General features: G+C 60.3%; 12 protein-coding genes. 9 read left to right on the forward strand and 3 right to left on the reverse strand.

Features of this window, described 5'->3' with window-relative positions; all coding sequences use genetic code 11:
• The first annotated feature begins 1 nt into the window (after position 1).
• The 5 genes from moaA to ACZRKZ_RS17330 all read left to right on the forward strand — a co-directional run bounded on the left by moaA (position 2) and on the right by ACZRKZ_RS17330 (position 5,750).
• The gene (gene moaA, locus ACZRKZ_RS17310; RefSeq protein WP_463982214.1) at positions 2 to 988 is read left to right on the forward strand and encodes a GTP 3',8-cyclase MoaA; all 987 of its coding nucleotides are present in this window, start codon (positions 2 to 4) and stop codon (positions 986 to 988) included.
• Between the two features lie 130 nt (positions 989 to 1,118).
• A complete protein-coding gene (locus ACZRKZ_RS17315) occupies positions 1,119 to 3,134 on the forward strand; it encodes a ribonucleoside triphosphate reductase (RefSeq protein ID WP_463982215.1) in 2,016 nt (671 codons plus the stop codon).
• A 38-nt stretch (positions 3,135 to 3,172) separates the two neighbouring features.
• Positions 3,173 to 3,340, forward strand: a complete 168-nt coding sequence (gene nrdD, locus ACZRKZ_RS17320) for an anaerobic ribonucleoside-triphosphate reductase (protein ID WP_463968695.1) — start codon at positions 3,173 to 3,175, stop codon at positions 3,338 to 3,340.
• The gene (locus tag ACZRKZ_RS17325; RefSeq protein WP_463982216.1) at positions 3,337 to 4,032 is read left to right on the forward strand and encodes an anaerobic ribonucleoside-triphosphate reductase activating protein; all 696 of its coding nucleotides are present in this window, start codon (positions 3,337 to 3,339) and stop codon (positions 4,030 to 4,032) included. Before nrdD ends, ACZRKZ_RS17325 begins: the two co-directional genes overlap by 4 nt.
• A gap of 98 nt (positions 4,033 to 4,130) precedes the next feature.
• The gene (locus ACZRKZ_RS17330) at positions 4,131 to 5,750 is read left to right on the forward strand and encodes a methyl-accepting chemotaxis protein (protein WP_463968693.1); all 1,620 of its coding nucleotides are present in this window, start codon (positions 4,131 to 4,133) and stop codon (positions 5,748 to 5,750) included.
• A 74-nt stretch (positions 5,751 to 5,824) separates the two neighbouring features.
• Here the strand turns inward: ACZRKZ_RS17330 and ACZRKZ_RS17335 are convergent, their stop codons facing one another.
• Together ACZRKZ_RS17335 and ACZRKZ_RS17340 are read right to left on the reverse strand one after the other, a co-directional pair.
• Complete coding sequence (locus tag ACZRKZ_RS17335) at positions 5,825 to 7,069, reverse strand: saccharopine dehydrogenase family protein (protein WP_463968682.1); 1,245 nt, start codon at positions 7,067 to 7,069, stop codon at positions 5,825 to 5,827.
• Between the two features lie 28 nt (positions 7,070 to 7,097).
• Positions 7,098 to 8,195 (reverse strand): carboxynorspermidine decarboxylase, encoded by a 1,098-nt coding sequence (locus ACZRKZ_RS17340; RefSeq protein WP_463982308.1) that lies wholly within the window; start codon positions 8,193 to 8,195, stop codon positions 7,098 to 7,100.
• Positions 8,196 to 8,458: 263 nt separating this feature from the next.
• Between ACZRKZ_RS17340 and metE the strand changes: the two genes are divergently transcribed.
• Positions 8,459 to 10,747, forward strand: a complete 2,289-nt coding sequence (gene metE, locus ACZRKZ_RS17345; protein ID WP_463982217.1) for a 5-methyltetrahydropteroyltriglutamate--homocysteine S-methyltransferase — start codon at positions 8,459 to 8,461, stop codon at positions 10,745 to 10,747.
• A 31-nt stretch (positions 10,748 to 10,778) separates the two neighbouring features.
• On the opposite strand, the gene ACZRKZ_RS17350 is transcribed toward metE, so the two are convergent.
• On the reverse strand, positions 10,779 to 11,942 hold the full coding sequence (locus tag ACZRKZ_RS17350; protein ID WP_463982218.1) for an acetyltransferase domain-containing protein: 1,164 nt from the start codon (positions 11,940 to 11,942) through the stop codon (positions 10,779 to 10,781).
• 199 nt (positions 11,943 to 12,141) lie between these two features.
• On the opposite strand from ACZRKZ_RS17350, the gene ACZRKZ_RS17355 reads away from it, so the two are divergent.
• The 3 genes from ACZRKZ_RS17355 (at position 12,142) to ACZRKZ_RS17365 (ending at position 16,146) form a co-directional block, all read left to right on the forward strand.
• Complete coding sequence (locus ACZRKZ_RS17355) at positions 12,142 to 12,636, forward strand: sigma-70 family RNA polymerase sigma factor (protein WP_463982219.1); 495 nt, start codon at positions 12,142 to 12,144, stop codon at positions 12,634 to 12,636.
• The gene (locus ACZRKZ_RS17360) at positions 12,633 to 13,595 is read left to right on the forward strand and encodes a FecR domain-containing protein (protein ID WP_463982220.1); all 963 of its coding nucleotides are present in this window, start codon (positions 12,633 to 12,635) and stop codon (positions 13,593 to 13,595) included. The genes ACZRKZ_RS17355 and ACZRKZ_RS17360 overlap by 4 nt, the downstream gene beginning before the upstream one ends.
• A gap of 91 nt (positions 13,596 to 13,686) precedes the next feature.
• Positions 13,687 to 16,146, forward strand: a complete 2,460-nt coding sequence (locus ACZRKZ_RS17365; protein WP_463982221.1) for a TonB-dependent siderophore receptor — start codon at positions 13,687 to 13,689, stop codon at positions 16,144 to 16,146.
• The last annotated feature ends 25 nt before the right edge of the window (positions 16,147 to 16,171 follow it).

Consider the following 16,171-nt stretch of genomic DNA (forward strand, 5'->3'; position numbering starts at 1 on the left):
CATGAGCCTGGTGGATGGTGTGGGCCGCCCCATTGATTACCTGCGGTTGTCGGTGACCGACCGTTGTGATTTTCGCTGTGTGTATTGCATGGCGAAAAACATGACGTTCCTGCCGCGCCAGCAGGTGCTGACCCTTGAGGAATTGCATCGACTGGCGGCGCTGTTCGTCGGCCAGGGAGTACGCAAGATCCGCCTGACCGGTGGCGAGCCGCTGATTCGACCGGGCATTGTCGAGCTGTGCCGCAACATCGCCGCCTTGCCCGGCCTGCGGGAGCTGGTGATGACCAGCAACGGCTCGCAACTGGGGCGCCTGGCCCGGCCATTGGTGGAGGCTGGCGTCAAGCGCATGAACATCAGCCTCGATAGCCTGGATGAGGAGCGGTTTCGTGCGATTACCCGCAACGGCAATCTGCGGCAGGTGCTCGACGGTATTGAGGCCGCGCGGGATGCAGGGTTTGAGCGGGTCAAGCTTAACTGCGTGGTGATGAAAGGGCGCAACTTCGATGAAGTCCCTGTGCTGGTCCAGTACGCCATCGACCAGGGCATCGACATCAGTTTTATCGAAGAGATGCCGCTGGGGGATGTGGGGCGATCAAGGGGTGAAACCTTTTGCGCCAGTGATCAAGTGCGGGCGCTGATTGCCACCCGTCATGAGCTTCTGGACAGCACCGAAAACAGCGGCGGCCCGGCGCGCTATGTGCGTTTGGCCCGGCATCCGCAGACGCGTATCGGTTTTATCTCGCCCAACTCCCATAACTTCTGCGCCAGCTGCAATCGGGTGCGGATGACGGTGGAAGGGCAGTTGCTGCTGTGTTTGGGGCAGGACAATGCGGTGGATTTTCGCGCGTTGGTGCGCAGGTACCCGCTGGATGATCGGCCGCTGGTTGAGGCGCTGCAGAAGGCGTTGAAGGGCAAGCCGTTGCGCCATGATTTTACGGGGGAGGGTGAGGTGCAGGTTTTGCGGTTCATGAACATGAGTGGCGGATGAGAACAATCATCCAATGCGCTTTTGAAAACTTGACGCTGGTCAATTGCAGCCTGTGCTTTTCTCCGTACCCTTACTGCATGTTGTGTCTTAAAGATTTAAAACACCTATATGTAGTGTCTGGAGTCTCCCAATGCATAGCACGCTGAGCCCCTTGGTCAGTAACCGGTTGCACAAACGCGATGGCAGCCTGGTTGCCTTTGATGCCGATAAAATCCGTCAGGCGCTGATTGCCGCCGGCAACGCCACCGGCGAGTACAGCGAGGCTGAGGTCGACCTGTTGCTCGGCTCCGTATTGGCCCGGCTGCGGGGGGTTACTCGTCTGGATGTCGAACAGGTCCAGGACAGCGTCGAACGGGTATTGATGGACGCCGGTTACTTCTTCTCCATGCGCGCCTACATCGTCTATCGCGAACAGCACGGCCGCCTGCGCCGGGATCGCAAGACCCTGGTGGAAGTCGCAACCTCGATGAACGAGTACCTGGACCGCGACGACTGGCGAGTCCAGGCCAATGCCAACCAGGGCTATTCCCTCGGTGGGCTGGTGCTCAATGTGTCGGGCAAGGTCACTGCCAATTATTGGCTGGACGAGGTCTACAGCGAAGCCATCGGCCGTGCCCACCGCGAGGCGGACTTGCATATCCATGACCTGGACATGCTCGCCGGTTATTGCGCCGGCTGGTCCCTGCGCACCTTGTTGCATGAAGGCCTCAATGGCGTCCCTGGTCGGGTTGAAGCCGGTCCCCCCAAGCACTTGAGCAGCGCCCTGGGGCAGATGGTCAACTTCCTTGGCACCCTGCAAAACGAGTGGGCCGGCGCCCAGGCGTTCAGCTCCTTCGACACCTACCTGGCGCCTTACGTGCGCAAGAATCAACTGAGCTTCCCCGAGATCCGCCAGGCGTTGCAGGAGTTCATCTACAACCTCAACGTGCCGTCGCGCTGGGGCACCCAGACACCGTTTACCAACCTGACCTTCGACTGGGTGTGCCCGGAGGACTTGCGTGAACAGATCCCGATCATCGGCGGCGAAGAAATGCCTTTTGCCTATGGCGACCTGCAGGTCGAGATGGAGCTGATCAACCGCGCCTACATTGAAGTGATGCAGGAGGGCGATGTGAAAGGCCGGGTGTTTACCTTCCCGATTCCCACCTACAACATCACCCACGATTTCCCCTGGGACAGCGAAAATGCTGACCTGCTGTTCGAGATGACTGCCCGTTACGGCCTGCCGTATTTCCAGAACTTCCTCAATTCCGATATGCAACCCAATCAGGTGCGTTCCATGTGCTGCCGCCTGCAACTGGACGTGCGCGAGCTGCTCAAGCGCGGCGGTGGCCTGTTCGGTTCGGCGGAGCAGACCGGCTCGCTGGGGGTGGTGACCATCAACTGCGCACGCCTGGGGTATCTGTTCAAGGGCGATACCAGCGGCCTGTTGCAACGCCTCGACACCCTGATGGAATGGGCGATGGAGAGCCTTGAGGTCAAGCGCAAGGTGATCCAGCGTCACATGGACGCCGGGCTCTATCCTTACACCAAGCGTTACCTGGGCACCTTGCGCAATCACTTCTCCACCATCGGCCTCAATGGCATACACGAGATGTTGCGCAATTTCAGCGGCGACGAGCAGGGCACGCACACCGAGCAGGGCCGCCAGTTTGCCCTGAAACTGCTGGACCATGTGCGGGCCACGCTGCTGCGCTTCCAGGAAGAGACCGGCCACCTCTACAACCTCGAAGCCACGCCGGCCGAAGGCACCACTTACCGATTTGCCAAGGAAGACCTCAAGCGCTACCCGGACATTCTCCAGGCCGGCAGCCTCGATGCGCCTTACTACACCAACTCCTCGCAGTTACCGGTCGGCTATACCGAAGACCCCTTCGAAGCCCTGGAACTGCAGGACGAACTGCAATGTAAATACACTGGCGGCACCGTGTTGCACCTGTACATGGCCGAGCGGATTTCCTCCACGCAGGCCTGCAAACAACTGGTGCGCAAGGCTCTGGGGCGATTCCGCCTGCCGTACCTGACGGTGACGCCGACCTTCTCGATCTGCCCGGTCCACGGCTACCTCGATGGCGAACATGAATTCTGTCCCAAGTGCGACGAAGTCTTGCTGCTGCGCGAGCAGCACCAGGGCGCGGTGCATTGACTATCGGTTTCCCATCCCCCCCAAGGAGTAATACCACCATGAGTACCACCAAGGCATCGCCCGTTCTAGAACGTCAACGTTGTGAAGTCTGGACCCGGGTCATGGGTTATCACCGTCCTGTCTCGGCCTTCAACCCTGGCAAACAGTCCGAACACCGTGAGCGTGCGCACTTCACGGAAAGCGCGGCTGCGGCCGGGCGCAAATGAGTCGAGCCCTACGGGTCGGGGGCCTTGTGCCCCTGACCACCCTCGACTACCCCGGCATGCTCGCTTGCGTGCTGTTCTGCCAGGGCTGTGCCTGGCGCTGTCGCTATTGCCATAACCCGGACCTGATTCCCCCACGCGGCAGCGAAGAGGTGGATTGGCGCCGGGTATTGTTGTTTCTGCAACGGCGCCAGGACCTGCTGGACGCCGTGGTGTTCAGCGGCGGCGAGCCAACCTTGCAGGAAGGCCTGCCGGGGGCGATGGATGAAGTGCGCGAGATGGGCTTCCGTATTGGCCTGCACAGTGCCGGGATCAAGCCTGCCGGGTTTGCCAATGCGTTGGTCCATGCTGATTGGGTGGGTTTCGACGTCAAGGCCCTGGCCGAGGATTGCCAGCTGATCACCCAGGTCAAGGGCAGCGGCGCCGCCAACTGGCGCAGCCTGGACATGTTGCTCAGCAGCGGCGTGGACTACGAATGCCGCACCACGGTGCATTGGCACCTGATCGATCCGCAGCGTTTGCTGCTGTTGGCCCAGCGTTTACAGGAACGTGGCGTCAAGCGCTTCGCCGTGCAACTGGTGCGTACCGCCAGAATGCTCGATGAGCAATTGCCGAGCGTTTCGGCACAGGCCTTGCTACCTGAATTATGGGAAAAAATGCGCGAGCTGTTTCCGGCATTTGTTTTACGGGGCTGATCCCGTTCGCGGACCCCCTTCAAGCGTGGTGATTGATCTCCCACAGGATTTTCAAAGGTGCCGCCCCTTGGGCAGGTATTCATCAGGGAGCTTATGACATGACTCGACTAACCACAGCCCGACGCATCGCCGTCGGTTTTGCCATTGCTCCGCTGGCACTCGCCGGCATGGTTTTTTACGCACTCGACAACCTGGCCACCCTCAAGGAGCAATCGGTGCTGATCGTCCAGCAGGACTGGCCGAAAATCGCCCCGTTGATGGTCATCGCCACGGGTGTGCGCGATAACGGCCGCAGCACCCGTGACTTGCTGATCGACCAGGAAAATCAGCAGGCCCAGCAGGCTATCGCCACCACCCGACAGCGCATCACCGACGCGTTCACCACCCTGGAGCCGCTGTTCTATGCGCCGGAAGGCAAGGCCGCCTTTGCCGCCTTGAAAACCCATCGTGAAACCTACGTGGCGGCCTTCACTCAGGTGCAAGCGCTGATCCGCCAGGGGGCACGGGAAGAGGGGCTGATGCAGCTCAAGCAAAAGGTGATGCCGGCGGAGCAGGAGGTGTTCAAGAACCTGGATGCCTTGATGGCCCTGCAAGGGCGGATCTTCGCCGAGCGTGAACAGGCCGCGCAGTCCTTGTACAGCGAGGCGCGACGCAACATGCTCGGGCTATTCCTGTTGTGCCTGGCCCTGGTAGCAGCGGCGGCAGTGATTGTCACCCGCAGCGTTACCCGCCCCTTGGGTGGTGAGCCCGATGAGGCGGCGCGAGTCTTGAGCCAGATCGCCCAGGGCGATTTGACCACCGAGGTTGCGCTCGGCGCGAGCCTGGAGGGCAGCGTGATGATGAACATGCATCAAATGCAGCAGAGCCTCAACGAAATGGTCCGGCAGATCGCCGTTTCGGTGGACCATGTTGCCAGTTCGTCCGAGGAATTGAGCGCGGTCAGCAGCCAGACCAGCAGCAGCTTGCAGTTGCAGGGGATGGAGATCGAACAGGCGGCCACGGCGGTCAACGAGATGACTGCTGCCGTGGATGAAGTGGCGCGCAATGCAGTGAGCACCAGCGAGGCTTCGCGGCTCTCGGCGCAAACGGCCCAGCGTGGCCGTGATCAGGTCCAGGAAACCGTGGCCTCGATCAACACATTGGCCGAGGGTGTGACCGATACGTCGGTGCGTATCCAGCAACTGGCCGGGCGCGTGCAGGACATCAGTGGTGTGCTGGAAGTGATCCGCAGCATTGCCGACCAGACCAATCTGCTGGCCCTCAACGCGGCGATCGAAGCGGCTCGGGCCGGTGATGCCGGGCGCGGGTTTGCGGTAGTGGCGGATGAGGTGCGGGCGTTGGCCCATCGCACCCAGGCCTCGACCCAGGAGATTGAACAGATGATTGGCAATATCCGCCTGGATACCGAACAGGCGGTGACGGCGATGCAGGACAGTAGCCAGTTGGTGCAAACGACGTTGGGCGTGGCGCAACGTTCGGGTGAGGCGCTGGAAGAAATCACCCGCTCCATTTCCCAGATCAATGAACGCAACCTGATGATCGCCAGCGCGACGGAGGAGCAGGCGTTGGTGGCGCGGGAGGTGGATCGCAATCTGGTGGGGATTCGTAATTTGTCGGAGCAGGTGTTGTTGGGGGCTCGGCATACGGATACGGCGGGGCAGGAGCTGGCGCAGATGGCCGGGAATTTGCACCTGACCGTGGCGCGGTTTCGCGTTTGACGTTGGGTTGGGTTTACTGCGAGCCCTAAAAGCAAAATGCGCCCATTCGGGCGCACTTTGTCATGTGGCAGCTATCAGGCGATAGCATCCCACGCGCGATCACCATTCTCGTCTTTAATCCGAGTCGGCAACCCCATCATATCCAGCGCCTTGAGGAACGGCCCAGCTGGCAGTTCTTCAACGTTGGCCATGTGTTTCACGTCCCACTCGCCACGCGCAACCAGCAGCGCGGCAGCCACAGGTGGTACGCCTGCGGTGTAGGAGATGCCTTGGCTGTCGGTCTCGGCAAAGGCTTCTTCATGGCAGGCCACGTTGTAGATGAACAGCTCGCGCGGCTGACCGTTCCTGGTGCCTTTGATCAGGTCGCCGATGCAGGTCTTGCCGGTGTAGCCCGGTGCCAGGGAGGACGGGTCAGGCAGTACGGCCTTGACCAGTTTCAGTGGCACCACTTCCAGGCCTTCGGCGGTGGTGACCGGTTTCTCGGAGAGCAGGCCGAGGTTTTTCAGCACGGTGAACACGTTGATGTAGTGTTCGCCGAAGCTCATCCAGAAACGCACGTTGGGCACGTCGAGGTTTTTCGACAGCGAGTGCACTTCATCGTGGCCGGTCAGGTACAGGTTCTGTTCGCCGACCACGGGCAGGTCGTCGGTACGCTTGACTTCGAACATGGTGTTGCTGGTCCACTGGCTGTTCTGCCAGCTCCACACCTGCCCGGTGAATTCGCGGAAGTTGATTTCCGGATCGAAATTGGTGGCGAAATATTTGCCATGGGAGCCGGCATTGACGTCGAGAATGTCGATCGAGTCAATGCGGTCGAAATACTGTTGTTGCGCCAGCGCTGCATAAGCGTTGACGACGCCCGGATCGAAGCCCACACCGAGGATCGCGGTGATGTTCTTCGCTTTACATTCTTCGAGGTGATTCCACTCGTAGTTGCCGTACCACGGTGGTGTCTCGCAGACCTTGCCCGGTTCTTCGTGAATGGCGGTGTCCAGGTAGGCCACGCCGGTATCGATGCAGGCACGCAGCACCGACATGTTGAGGAACGCGGAGCCGACGTTGATGACGATCTGCGATTGGGTTTCGCGGATCAGCGCCTTGGTCGCTTCGACGTCCAGGGCGTTCAGCGCGAAGGCCTGGATGTCGGCGGGCACTTTGAGGCTGCCCTTGGCCTTGACGCTGTCGATGATGGCCTGGCATTTGGAGATGTTGCGCGACGCGATAGCAATACGACCGAGTTCATCGTTGTGCTGCGCGCACTTGTGGGCCACCACCTTGGCGACACCTCCTGCACCAATGATAAGAACGTTCTTTTTCAATTTTTTTATCTCTCCTTTATCCGTCAGCTTACGAGAGGCTAGACAGGTAGTCGTCGTAACCAAATTCACGAACCACCTCGACTGTACCGTCGAGTTGTTTCACTACGATGGACGGCATTTTCAGGCCGTTGAACCAGTTTTTCTTGACCATGGTGTAGCCTGCCGTGTCGATGAACGACAGTCGATCGCCGATGGTCAGCGGACGATCAAATTGATATTCGCCAAAGATGTCTCCGGCCAGGCACGACTTGCCGCACACCATGTAGGTGTGGTCGCCTTCGCTCGGCGCCAGCTTGGCGTTGAGGCGATAGATCAGCAGGTCAAGCAGGTGGGCTTCGATGGAGCTGTCTACCACGGCCAGGTGCTTGCCGTTGTACAGGGTGTCGAGCACGGTGACTTCCAGCGAAGCGCTGTTGGTGATCGCCGCTTCGCCCGGTTCCAGGTAGACCTGCACGTCGTACTTCTGCGAGAAGGACTTGAGGCGCTGGCAGAAGGCGTCCAGCGCATAGTCTTCACCGGTGAAGTGGATGCCGCCGCCGAGGCTAACCCAGTTGACCTTGTGCAGCAGCGCGCCGAAGCGTTCTTCGATGGTGTTGAGCATCTGGTCGAACAGGTTGAAGTCGCCGTTCTCGCAGTTGTTGTGGAACATGAAGCCGGAAATCTGCTCGATCACGCCCTCGATCTTCACCGGGTCCCACTCGCCGAGGCGGCTGAACGGGCGCGCCGGATCGGCCAGCAGGTAATCGGAGCTGCTCACTTGCGGGTTGACTCGCAGGCCGCGGGTTTTGCCTTCGGTGCGCTCGGCGAAGCGTTGCAACTGGCTGATGGAGTTGAAGATGATTTTGTCGCAGTTAGCCAGCATCTCTTCGATTTCATCGTCGGCCCAGGCCACGCTGTAGGCGTGAGATTCACCTTCGAACTTCTGGCGACCGAGCTTGAGCTCGTACAGCGACGACGACGTGGTGCCGTCCATGTACTCCTCCATCAGGTCGAACACCGACCAGGTGGCGAAGCACTTGAGCGCCAGCAAGGCCTTGGCCCCGGACTGTTCGCGCACGTAAGCGATCTTCTGCATGTTGACCAGAAGCTTCTGTTTATCGATGAGGTAATACGGCGTCTTGATCATTTTCAGAGCCTCCGGCAGGGCCAGCCAAAAAAGGACACGCATTGTGCCCGCACTTGGTCCGGATCGAAAGGTTAGTCAGCGGATTTTGCTGGCTCGTGCCCGAAGATGGCCTGGCAATTGATCTTTGTTGCTGTGTAATTGGGTTCACAGTGCTCTGGCATTATCATGAGTAGAACTTGTGATCATCCTTAATAAAATGAGTTTGTCTCACCATCAGGCGAAGTCGACAATAGCTCCCATCGAACACATTGGAGTTGTATGTCATGGCTTTTGCCCATTCCCTTGGATTTCCGCGCATTGGACGCGATCGTGAACTGAAAAAAGCGCAGGAAGCGTTTTGGAAGGGCGAGCTTGACGAAGCTGGCCTGCGCGCCGTTGGCCGTGAACTGCGCAAGACCCACTGGGACTTGCAGAAGAAGGCCGGTATCGAGTTGCTGCCCGCCGGAGATTTCGCCTGGTACGACCAGGTGCTGACCCACTCACTGATGTTCGGTGTGATTCCCGAGCGGTTCCGTCCAACTGATGGTCAGGCCACCCTGCAAACCCTGTTCAGCATGGCCCGTGGCGTCAGCGATAGTTGCTGCGGCGGTGCTCACGCCCAGGAAATGACCAAGTGGTTCGACACCAACTACCACTATCTGGTCCCGGAATTCAGTGCTGACCAGCAATTTCAGCTGGGTTGGGATCAGCTGTTCGAAGAAGTCGAAGAAGCCCGCGAATTGGGCCACACCGTCAAACCGGTGGTGATCGGCCCGCTGACGTACCTGTGGTTGGGCAAGGCCAAGGGCGGCGATTTTGACAAGCTCGACCTGTTGGATCGCTTGCTGCCGTTGTACGGCCAGATCTTCCAGCGCTTGGCGGCCCAGGGCGTTGAATGGGTGCAAATCGACGAGCCGATCCTGGTGCTCGACCTGCCACAGGACTGGAAAAACGCCTTTGAGCGTGCCTACAACCAGATCCAGCGCGAGCCGCTGAAGAAACTGGTCGCTACCTACTTTGGTGGCCTGGAAGAGAACCTCGGCCTGGCGGCAAACTTGCCTGTGGACGGCCTGCACATTGACCTGGTGCGCGCTCCTGAGCAGTACCCGACCATCCTGGATCGCCTGCCGGCCTATAAAGTGTTGTCCCTGGGCCTGGTCAATGGCCGTAACGTTTGGCGTTGCGACCTGGAAAACGCCCTGGCAACCCTGCAGCACGCTGCCGAGCGCCTGGGTGATCGCCTGTGGGTCGCGCCGTCCTGCTCGTTGCTCCATAGCCCGGTGGACCTGGGCCGCGAAGACAAGCTCGACGCTGAACTGAAAAGCTGGCTGGCCTTCGCCGTACAGAAGTGCGAAGAGGTTGCTGTCCTGGCCCAGGCTGTCAATGAACCTGAAGCCGCACTGGTACTGGCAGCCTTGGCGCAAAGCCGTGCCGTACAGGCCAGCCGTGCTGCTTCGCCGCGTATCCACAAACTTGCTGTGCAAGCTCGTGTTACCGCGATTACCGCCAAGGACAGCCAGCGCCATTCGCTGTTTGCCACCCGTATAGAGAAGCAACGTGCCGGCCTGAACCTGCCGTTGTTCCCGACCACCACCATTGGTTCGTTCCCGCAAACCACGTCGATTCGCCTGGCGCGCCAGGCGTTCAAGCAAGGCAAGCTGAGCGAAGCCCAATACACCGAAGCCATGCACAGTGAGATTCGCCATGCGGTGCAAGTCCAGGAGCATCTGGGCCTGGACGTGTTGGTGCACGGTGAAGCCGAACGTAACGACATGGTCGAGTACTTTGCCGAGCAACTGGACGGCTATGTATTCACCCGCTTTGGCTGGGTGCAGAGCTACGGTTCGCGCTGCGTGAAACCGGCGGTGATTTTTGGTGACCTGAGTCGCCCCAAAGCCATGACCGTGGAATGGATTCGCTATGCCCAAGGCCTCACCGATAAAGTGATGAAGGGCATGCTCACCGGCCCGGTGACCATGCTGATGTGGTCCTTCCCCCGCGAAGACGTGAGCCGCGAAGTGCAGGCTCGGCAACTGGCCCTGGCCATTCGTGACGAAGTGGTGGACCTGGAAGCCGCGGGAATCAAAATCGTGCAGATCGACGAAGCGGCGTTCCGTGAGGGCTTGCCGTTGCGCCAGGCGCAGTGGCAGCACTATCTGGATTGGGCCACTGAAGTGTTCCGTCTGTGCGCCTCGGGTGTGCGTGATGAAACGCAGATCCACACCCACATGTGCTATAGCGAGTTCAACGATGTGATCGAGTCCATCGCGGCGATGGATGCCGACGTGATTACCATCGAAACCTCGCGCTCGGACATGGAGCTGCTGGATGCGTTCGAAGCCTTCGCTTATCCGAACGACATCGGGCCGGGTGTCTACGATATTCACTCGCCACGTGTGCCGGATGCCTCGGAAATGGCCAATCTGTTGCGCAAGGCCGCCAAGCGGATTCCTGCCGAACGCCTGTGGGTCAACCCCGATTGCGGGCTGAAGACGCGCGGCTGGCCAGAAACCGAAGCGGCGTTGATCCATATGGTCAGTGCGGCGCGGCAACTGCGTAGCGAGCTGGCGTAACCCCTGATCTGCAGGACCGGGCTTGCCTGGCTTACAAGTACTTGAGCCAGGCAACATCGCGCCGCCGCGCCTTCAGCCCGGCAAACCAGCGCACCGGCAGGTACAGCGCCGCCGTCAGCAAAAACGCCGTCAGCCACATCGCGCCAACGCTGTCGAAACCGAAGTAACTGCCCTGGTTCAAGCCAAAAAGCCCCACACCGATCAGATACAGCACTTTCAGTACATACAAGTGCAGCAGGTAGAAGAACATCGGCGCAGCGCCAAACACAGCAAGTACGCCAATCCACGGCCGCTGTTGCGCACGCTCGAACCCCAGCAGCAATAACAACCCGACACCCAGGGTCAAGGCGAGAAACAGCAGCGAAGGCGGGTACTTGGTGATGTTGAAAAAGCTCATCAAGGTTTGCACATCACTGTCATAGGTCAGCCATTGAGCCTCGCCATACCCGTTGAGCAGGCGCAACGCAACGAAGCCAATCAGCGCGCCAGCCCCCGCCAGCAGTAGATAACGTTGGCGCACGGCAGCGGACATCGATCCAGCAAACCACGGACCGAGGCAATAACCCAGGGCAATCACGCCAATCCACGGCAACACCGGATACGAGGTACGCAAGCGCAGGCCGTCGGTGAATTCGATCCAGCCGCGATCATGCAAAATCGCCCATGGAATATGCATCGCCGAGCCTGGGGCGAAATGCACACTGTCCAACAGGTTATGCCCGGCAATGATTGCCGCAGCCACCGCAAACAGCAGTGGCCGTGGCAGCCAGACCAACACGGCCAGCGCGATCATGCTGACGCCGATGGCCCAGATCACCTGCATGTAAATCACGCTGGGCGGCAACTGGAAGGTCCAGGCGAAGTTCACCAGTGTGAACTCCAGCACCACCAAAAACAGCCCGCGCTTGAACAGAAACGCTGAGACATCGCTACGCCCCTGGTGCCTGGCGCCGTACAGGTACGCCGAAAGCCCCGTCAGCAAGACAAACACCGGTGCACACAGGTGGGCGAGGGTGCGGCTGATAAACAGCGCAGGTTCGGTGGTGTCGATGTTCATCGGGTCGACCACTTGCCGGTGCAGCAGGAAGGTTTCGCGCACGTGATCCAGCAGCATGAACAGGATCACCAAGCCCCTGAGGGCGTCGATGGACAGCAGGCGTTGGCCCAATCGGGCAGGGGAAACAGCATCAGTCATGAGGGAGGGTCGCAAGGTCGGGCAGGGAATTTGTAGTTATCTTATAACATCATATTCGCGAATACTGTCCTTCAAACCCTTGTGTCTGTGCTTCGTCGCCGTCACTGACTATGAAATTGCCAGCACTGCCCGAGCCGGATTAGAATGCGATCAATTCTTAATTACTGCTTGGCCTGGTGCCTGGCGCGCCGGTGATTGCATGTCGTCTTCGCTCAATCTGCATATCCAGGACCTGTACTGCGAACACCATGGATGGTTGCACCGTTGGCTCGACCGCAAGCTGGGTAACGCCAGCGATGCCGCTGACCTGGCCCACGACACTTTTTTGCGCCTGCTGACCCGCCAGCCCCAACTGCTGGGTGTCGAGCCACGCGCGTTGCTGACCCACATCGCCAAGGGCCTGATGATCGACAGCTGGCGCCGCCAGGAAGTTGAGCGGGCCTATCTTGAAAGCATCGCCCACCTTCCTGAGCAGCAGGTGCCATCGCCAGAAACCCGTTGGCTGATCCTTGAGGCGTTGTACCGCATCGAAGCCATGCTGCGGGACTTGCCGCAGAAAACCCGCCAGGCGTTCCTCATGTCGCAGATCGATGGCATGACCTACCAGCAGATCGCCGACGTGCTGGATGTATCGCTGATCACCGTCAAACGCTACATGCGCGATGCCTTCCTGGCCTGCCTGAGCGTGGCATGAGCCCGCCTATTGACCCGCTGATCCTCGGCGAAGCCGCCGACTGGCTGGTGCAGCTGCAATCAGGCAGTGCCACTGATGAAGACCGCCGGGCCATTGCCCTATGGCGTGGCCGCAGCGCCCAGCACGGCCAGGCCTGGCAACGGGCGGAGGCAATCCTTGGCGATTTTTCCAGCGTACCGGGGGCCATTGCCAGCGACACTCTCAAGCGCATCGGCCACAAAAACAGCATGGGTCGGCGTCAGGCCCTCAATCGGTTGGGGCTTTTGCTGTTGGCGGGCCCGGCGGTGTGGCTGGCTTACCGGCAACTGCCTTGGCAGCAATGGACTGCCGACCAGCACACCGCCATTGGCGTGCAGAAAAGCATCACCTTGCCAGACGGCACGCGCTTGCTGATCAACACTGCCAGCGCGCTGAACATAGTCTTCAACAACCATGAACGACGAATCGAATTGCTCAAGGGCGAAGTGCTGATCACCACCGCCAAGGACCCCTTGCCGGTCCATCGTGAGTTTATCGTGCACACCCGTCACGGCACCGCCCGCGCCCTGGGTACGCGCTTCAGCGTGCGGGTCGGTGAGCAGCGCAGCAGTGTCGCGGTGATGGAAGGCGCGGTGCAAATGCTGCCGGAACACGGGGCGCGCGGGGTCATTTTCAAGGCCGGCGAGCAAGGCGCCTTCAGCAGCGACAGCGTGGCCGCCGTCGAGCCGCTGGATGTGAGCGCCTTGACCTGGGAGAACGGCATGATGGTCGCCCAGCACATGCGCCTGGCTGACTTGCTGGAGGAGCTGGGTCGCTATCGCTCCGGGGTATTGCGCTGTCACGACGCGGTAGCCGGGCTGACCGTATCGGGGGCATTTTCCCTGCGTGATACCGACGCAAGCCTGCGCCTGCTGCAGGAAACCTTGCCGATCAAGGTCAGCAGCCTGGCGGGCTATTGGGTGACCATCGAACCCCGCTGAAAACATTTTCAACTTTCGCTGATACCTTTTTCGCCGTCGTCCGGTGTAGGGGAGAACCCTCAACTTTTCTCTGCGCTGACAGGAATGCCGAATGACTTCCAGACTGCACCCGCATTTTTTCCGAATGAATCCGGCCCGTATTCCCATGGCAGCGCTGAGCCTGGCCATTGCCCTGGTGGTGGCGCCGCTGCAAAGCGCATTGGCCGCCGAGCCCGGGCAAAGCAGCACGGCCCGCAGCTACGTCATCGCGCCTGGGCCGCTGGGTAATGTGCTGGCGCAGTTTGCGGCGATCTCCGGTGTGCCATTGTCGTTCGACTCCACGCTGCTCAACGATCAACAAAGCCCCGGTTTGCAGGGTTCCTACACCGCGCAATCGGGTTTCGCGCAACTGCTGCAGGGCAGTGGCTACACCCTCCAGGGCACCGCTTCCAACGGCTACACCGTGGTGCCTGAGGCTCGCGCCGGTGACGCGCTGGAGTTGGGCGCCACTACCATCAGCGGCGAATCGACCGGCGCCCAGGCAGACACCTATGCCGGCGGCCAAGTGGCCCGTACGGCGCGCCTCGGTGTGCTGGGCAATCGCTCCATCAATGACGTGCCGTTCAGCGTGGTCAGCTACACCGCCAAGACCATCGCCGATCAGCAGGCGCGAACCGTGGGTGATGTACTGCTCAACGATGCTTCCGTGCGTCAGTCCGCCGGTTTCGGCAACTTCTCCCAAGTGTTCACCATTCGCGGTTTGCCCCTGAGCACCGATGACATTTCGTTCAACGGCTTGTATGGCGTGCTGCCCCGGCAGATCATCACCACCGAGGCACTGGAGCGGGTCGAACTGTTCAAGGGCCCCAATGCCTTCGTCAACGGTGTCTCGCCCTCGGGCAGCGGCATCGGTGGCAGCGTCAACCTGGTGCCCAAGCGCGCCGAAGACACTCCGACCCGCAGTGTGACCCTCGATTACGCCAGTGACAGCCAGGTGGGCGGCCATCTGGACCTCGGCCAGCGCTTTGGTGAAGACAACCGCTTTGGCGCCCGGGTTAACCTCGCCCAGCATGGCGGTGATACGGCGGTGGATGATGAAAGCAAGAATTCCCAGCTGATTGCCGTCGCCCTTGACTATCGTGGCGAGCGCCTGCGGGTTTCCACCGACTTTGGCTACCAGAAAGAGCGCATCAACAACGGGCGCTCCGTGGTCTACCCCAACGGTACCAAGGTTCCCGATGCACCAAAAGCCAAGCACAATTACGCCCAGAACTGGACGTGGTCGGAGCTGGAAGACACCTACGGCATGGTCAATGCCGAATACGACCTCAACGACAATTGGACGGCCTACGCCGGCGGTGGCGCCAAGCACACTCGGGAAAACGGTCAGTATTCGTCGCTGTATGTCGGTAACGACGGCAGTGGCAAGGTCGGTTTTCTCTACTCGCCCCATGATGAAGACAACAAAAGCGCCATGGCGGGGTTGAACGGCCACTTCAACACCGGACCTGTCACCCATCAGATGAACTTCGGTTTGTCGGGGGTCTGGGGGGAGCAGCGCTCGTCCTATGAGGCAATCCAGCAAGCTAATCGCGTGCCCGGCAATCTGTACAACCCGATCCAGGTGCCACGCCCGACCGTTACTTACTTCGGCAGCGACATCCATGACCCGCGTATCGTCGGCAAGAACCGCATCAAGAGCGCTGCCGTTTCCGACACCCTGGGTTTTATTGATGACCGGGTACTGCTGACGGTCGGTGTAAGGCGTCAGACCATCGAAGTCGACGCCTGGGATACCCGCACGGGTGCGCGCAACGCCAACTATGCCGAGACGATCACCACACCGGTGTACGGCCTGGTGCTCAAACCCTGGGAGCACGTTTCGTTTTATGCCAACCGCATCGAAGGCCTGGCCCAGGGCCCTACAGCCCCTTTGGTCAACGTCACCAATCCCGGCGAAGTATTCGCGCCCAAGCGCAGCAAACAGACAGAGGCCGGGGTCAAGCTGGACTGGAACAGTTTCGGCGCGACCCTGGGTGTTTACCGCATCGAACAGCCGAATAACTCCACCTCGCGCACGCCGGGCAAGGCCCTGGACACCTTCAGCGTCGACGGCGAGCAGATCAACAAGGGCGTGGAACTCAACGTCTTCGGCGAACCCCTCGACGGCCTGCGCCTGCTGGTTGGCGCCACATGGATGGACACCGAACAGAAAAACACCTCCAACGGCGCGAGCGACGGCAACCGTGCCGCCGGCGTGCCACGCTTCCAGTACAACGTTGGCGCCGATTGGGACGTGCCGGGCATCCAGGGTGCAGCCGTCAGCGCACGGATGCTGCGCACCGGTGGTGAATACGTCAACGCCACCAATACCCTGAGCATCCCCGCCTGGACCCGGGTCGACCTCGGCGCCCGCTACGGCTTCAAGGCCGATGACAAGTACGTCACGCTGCGGGCCAATGTCGAAAACGTGGCGAACAAGGCGTATTGGTCATCGGCGTCCACCAGCAGCAACTACCTGACTCAGGGCGAGCCGCGTACGGTAAAGCTGTCGGCGACGGTGGATTTCTAGGCACGCGCGCGGGCTGATGATGTTT

The sequence above is a fragment of the Pseudomonas sp. c313 genome, from assembly GCF_055407145.1.